This is a genomic window from Aeromicrobium sp., assembly GCF_025965075.1.
Classification (GTDB): Bacteria; Actinomycetota; Actinomycetes; order Propionibacteriales; family Nocardioidaceae; genus Aeromicrobium.
This window is the reverse complement of the sequence record NZ_JAOPXQ010000145.1, coordinates 1-4,926: the sequence shown is the minus strand read 5'-3', so window position 1 is coordinate 4,926 and position 4,926 is coordinate 1. Positions and strand designations below refer to the sequence as shown.

5 protein-coding genes are annotated in these 4,926 nt (G+C 69.6%); 1 reads left to right on the top strand and 4 read right to left on the bottom strand.

The features are described 5' to 3' along the window. Nucleotides 1–344, top strand: a 344-nt coding sequence (locus JWQ91_RS09035; protein ID WP_297782663.1) for an aldehyde dehydrogenase family protein, incomplete at its 5' end; no start/stop codon positions are given. 163 nt (nt 345–507) lie between these two features. Here JWQ91_RS09035 and JWQ91_RS09030 read toward each other — a convergent pair. The 4 genes from JWQ91_RS09030 to JWQ91_RS09015 are packed head-to-tail and all read right to left on the bottom strand — an operon-like array spanning nt 508 to nt 4,859. Next, entirely contained in the window at nt 508–1,857 is a 1,350-nt protein-coding gene (locus JWQ91_RS09030) for an NAD-dependent succinate-semialdehyde dehydrogenase (RefSeq protein ID WP_297782661.1), read from the bottom strand. After that, nucleotides 1,854–3,230: a transaminase gene (locus tag JWQ91_RS09025; protein WP_297782659.1), complete on the bottom strand. Its 1,377-nt coding sequence runs from the start codon at nt 3,228–3,230 to the stop codon at nt 1,854–1,856. Before JWQ91_RS09025 ends, JWQ91_RS09030 begins: the two co-directional genes overlap by 4 nt. Further along, nucleotides 3,227–4,027 carry an ABC transporter permease gene (locus JWQ91_RS09020; RefSeq protein ID WP_297782657.1) on the bottom strand — a complete coding sequence of 267 codons (801 nt, stop codon included), beginning with the start codon at nt 4,025–4,027 and terminating at the stop codon, nt 3,227–3,229. The genes JWQ91_RS09025 and JWQ91_RS09020 overlap by 4 nt, the downstream gene beginning before the upstream one ends. Nucleotides 4,028–4,037: 10 nt before the next feature. Beyond that, nucleotides 4,038–4,859: an ABC transporter permease gene (locus JWQ91_RS09015; RefSeq protein ID WP_297782665.1), complete on the bottom strand. Its 822-nt coding sequence runs from the start codon at nt 4,857–4,859 to the stop codon at nt 4,038–4,040. Nucleotides 4,860–4,926: the final 67 nt, after the last annotated feature.

Below are 4,926 nucleotides of genomic sequence, written 5' to 3'. Positions count from 1 at the left end.
CCGTGCTGGTCGACGTCCCGGCCGACGCCGCGATCGTGCACGAGGAGATCTTCGGTCCGATCGCGCCGATCGTCACCTGGACGACCGACGCGGAGGTCATCGCGATGGCCAACGACACCGAGATGGGTCTCGCGGCGTACGTCTTCGCCGGCGAGCTCCAGCGCGCCATGCGTCTCGGCGAGGCGATCGAGGCCGGCATGGTCGGGATCAACCGGGGGCTGGTCTCCGACCCGGCGGCACCCTTCGGCGGGATGAAGCAGAGCGGCATCGGCCGGGAGGGCGCACGGATCGGCATGGAGGAGTTACTGGAGACCCAGTACCAGAGCGTCGACAGGCCGGAATGACTCGTCGGGTTCAGGGTGCGTCGGTTTAACACGGTCCCTCAGCAAACTGACGGTGTACGGCGATCCCCCCGCAGCAACCTGGCGCATAACGCGGGATGCTTCCTGCGGGATGCGCCAAGCTCCTCAGGGACCGTGGTAAACCGACGCCCCGGGGAAATTCCCCCTATTCGGCGATGAAGAACATCCGCTTGTTGACGAACTCGTCCATGCCCAGGGGGCCCAGCTCTCGGCCGAAGCCGGAGCGCTTGACCCCGCCGAACGGGATCTCGGCGCCCTCGCCGGCGGGGGTGTTGACGTTGGCCATGCCGACCTCGAGCCGCTGAGCCAGGCGGGTGGCGCGCTCCGGGTCCTTGCTGAACACCGCGCCCCCCAGCCCGTACATCGTGTCGTTCGCCAGCGTCAGCGCCTCGTCGTCCGACCCGACCTTGTAGACCACCGCGACGGGACCGAAGAGCTCCTCGGAGTAGGCCCGCATGTCCTTCGTGATCCCGGACAGCACCGCGGGTGAGTAATGCGCGTCGGGGCCGTCGCTCAGGACACCGCCGGCGTGCAGCGTCGCACCCTTGGACACCGCGTCCTGGACCTGCTCGGCGAGCGACTCCGCCGCCGCCCGCGACGACAGCGGGGAGAACGACTCCAGTGCCAGGGCCTTCTCGGTCAGCTTGCCGACGAAGTCGTCGAACAGGTCGTCCATGACGATCATCCGCTTGTTGGAGTTGCAAGCCTGCCCGGCGTTGTACATCCGGAAGTCCCATGCCGTCCCGGCCACCTCGTCGAGGTCGTCGGCGTCGAGCACGACGAACGGGTCGGAGCCGCCGAGCTCCAGGACGCACTTCTTGACGTTCTTGCCCGCCAGCGCCCCGACGACCGCGCCGGCCCGCTCCGAGCCGGTCAGCGAGACCCCGGCGACCCGGGGATCGGCGATGATCGTCTCGATCTGCTCGTGCGAGGCGAACACGTTGATGTACGCGCCCTCGGGGAGCCCGGCGTCCTTCATGATCTGCTCGACCGCGAGCGCCGACCGGGGCACCGAATCGGCGTGCTTGAGGATGATGGTGTTGCCGAGCATCAGGTTGGGGGCCGCGAAGCGGGCGACCTGGTAGTACGGGAAGTTCCACGGCATGATCCCCAGCAGCGGGCCGACCGGGAGCTTCTGCACGAAGGCCTTGCCGCCGGAGAACGTCTTGATGGGTTGGTCGGCGGCCAGTGTCGGGCCCTCGTCGGCGAAGTAGTCGAAGATCGCCTGGCAGAACTCGGCCTCCTCGACGCCCTCCCTCTCGGGCTTGCCCATCTCCTGCTTCGCGATCGCGGCGAGCTCGCCCGACCGCTCGGCGAACAGCGCGGCGATCTTCTTGACGACGACCGCGCGCTCCGCGATCGGCATGTCCTTCCACGACGCGTACGCCGCGGCGGACGCCGCCAGCGTCGCCTCGATCTCGGCGTCGGTCGCGCTCTCGAAGCTCTCGACGACCTCACCGGTCGACGGGTCGGTTACTTGGTACGTGGTGCTCATGGGTTCTCCTCAAGGGTGGCGAGCAGGGTCGTGAGGGCTTCCGCGAAGACCTCGTGGTGGCGCTCGACGTCGGCGGCCGTCGTGACCGGCGACATCAGCGCCATGTTGTGGAACGGGGTGAGCAGGATGCCGCGGTTGGCGAGGAACACGTGCAGGTAGTCCTCGAGGTCGTCGTCCTGCGCCGCGGCGGACTCGCTGCCGTTGCGGGGAGCCGGCGACGCGAAGCGGTACTCGGTGCGGGCGCCGAGCTGGCTCACCGACCAGGGCAGCGCGTGCCGGTCGATCACGGCCTGGACGCCGCCGGTGAATGCCGTGGCGGTCGCCACCATGTGCGTGAACGCCTCGTCGGTGAGCACATCCTCAAGCGTAGCCCGCATCGCGGCGACCGACACGGGGTTGCCGGCCAGGGTCCCGCCGACCCCGCCCATGTCCACCAGGTCGAGGTCGGTACGCCCTTCGGCCCGGGCCGCGAGCTCCTCGCTCAACCCGTAGGCGCCGCACGGGACCCCGCCGCCGATCGCCTTGCCGATCACCAGGACGTCGGGCTCCAGGCCCCACAGCGCCGTCGCGCCGCCGGGACCGGCGGAGAAGGTGTGCGTCTCGTCGATGATCAGCAACGTCCCGGTGCGGGTGCACAGCTCCCGGACCCCGGCGAGATAACCCTCTTCGGGCAGCACGATGCCGATGTTGGTCAGTGCGGGCTCCATCAGGACCGCCGCGACGTCGCCGTGGGCAAGCTGCCGCTCCAGCCCGGCGAGGTCGTTGAACTCCGCGACCCGGCTGGTCTCGGTGACGTCGACCGGCGCGCCGACGTTGCCGGGGCGGGACATCCCCTCCCCGTCGGGTCCCACCACGATCAGCGACTCGTCGACGCTGCCGTGGTAGCAGTAGGCGTTGACCAGGATCCTGGGCCGGCCCGTCAGTGCCCGGACCAGCCGGATCGCCCACCGGTTGGCGTCGGTCGCGGTCAGCGAGAAGCTCCACCGCGCGAGCCCGAAGCGGCGGGTCAGCTCGGCGCCGACCCACTCGGCGTCCGCCGTCGGCAGCATCGTGGTCAGCCCGCCGAGCCCGGCCATCCGGTGGGTCACGGCGTCGACCGTCGGCTGCGGCGAGTGGCCCGCCATCGCCCCGGTGTCGCCGAGGGCGAAGTCGACGTACTCGTGGCCGTCGACGTCCCACACCCGGTTGCCGCGGGCCCGGTCGACGTACAACGGGAAGCCCGCCGCGTTCTTGTTCATCCACGTCATCGGGACCCGGCCGAACAGGTGGGACGCCTCGGCGTACAGCCGCGCCGACTCGGGATTGCGTTCGGCGAACGTCGCCCGCTCCCGCTCCAGCAGGGCCGCCAGCCGGTCCCGGTCGACGGCGCTCATCGCAGCGCCTCGGGATCGCCGCTGAGCTTCTGCGCGATCCAGATCGGCACGATCGACAACAGGATCAGCACGACCGCGACGACATTGACGATCGGCGCCTGGTTGGGGCGGAACAGGTTGTTGAGGATCCAGATCGGCAGCGTCGTGACCCCGTTGCCGGCGGTGAACGTCGTCACGATGATCTCGTCGAAGCTCAGCGCGAACGCCAGCAGGCCACCGGCCAGCAGCGCCGAGCGCAGCTGCGGGAAGGTCACGAGCCGGAACGTCGTCCAGACCCCCGCCCCGAGGTCGGCCGAGGCCTCCTCGAAGCTGCCGCCCATCCGGCGCAGCCGGGCCTGCACGTTGTTGAAGACCGTGACGATGCAGAACGTCGCGTGGGCGATGATCACCGTCAGGATCGACAGCTGCAGGCCGAGGATCCCGCGGAACGCGTTGTTGAGCGCGATGCCCGTGACGATGCCGGGCAGAGCGATCGGCAGGATCACGAGCAGGTTGACCGAGTTCTTGCCGAAGAACGCGTAGCGCTGCAGCGCCAGCGACATCAGCGTCCCGAGCACCAGCGCGACGACGGTCGAGGCCGTCGCGACCTGGACGCTCGTCACGACCGCCTCCCGGGCCCCGTCGGAGTGCCACGCCCGCTGCCACCAGTCGAGCGTCAGCCCGGTCGGCGGCCAGGCGAACGACCGGCTGGTGTTGAACGAGTTGAGCACCACCAGCAGGAGCGGCAGGTACATCACCAGCAGGACCAGCCCGGTCACTGCGACGAGCAGGCGTCGCACCGTTGCGCTGAGGATCATGCGTGCCGCCTCACAGGTTGTCCAGGGCGCCCGTGCGGCGCACGGCCGTCAGGTAGCCGATCATGATGACGATGGGGATCAGGGCGATCGCCGCCGCGAGCGGCAGGTTGTTGGCCGCGCCGACGTTGGTGTAGACGAGGTTGCCGAGCATCTGGTTGGCCCCGCCGACGATGTTGACCGTGATGTAGTCGCCCAGCGTCAGCGAGAAGCTGAAGATCGACCCGGCGATGATCGCCGGTGTCAGCATCGGCAGCACGATCGTCCGCATCGTCTGCCACGCCGACGCCCCGAGGTCGCCCGACGCGTCGAGCAGCGAGTCCGGCACCCGCTCGAGCCCCGCGAAGATCGGCAGGATGACGTACGGCAGCCAGATGTACGCCTGCGTGATGATGACCGCCGTGATGCCGTAGCCGGGCGTGCCGAGACCGATCTTGCTCGTGGCCCACTCGAAGATGCCGTCGTCCGACAGCACCGACCGCCACGCGAACGCCTTGACCAGATAGCTGGCCCACAGCGGCGTCAGCACCGCGATGACCAGCGCGCGGCGGGCCCGCGGCGACGCGACCTTGGCCATGTAGAACGCGATCGGCAGCGCCAGCAGGACGTCGACGACGGTCACCGCCAGGGCGACGCCGATCGTGCGGAGCGCGACGGTCCGGTAGAGCGACTCGGTGCCGATCTCCTTGATGTTGTCGAACGTCAACGAGCGGGTGATCTCGCCCGTGAAGCTGTCGACCGACCACAGCGCCGTGACCAGCAGCGCCGCGAGCGCGACGACGTACACCAGCACGAGCCACGCCAGCGGCGCGGAGAGCAGGAGGCCGAGCCGCAGCCACGGCTTGGAGGTCAGGTGGGCCGAGGCCCGCCGTGCGGCCCTCCACGGAGGGACGGCCGCACGG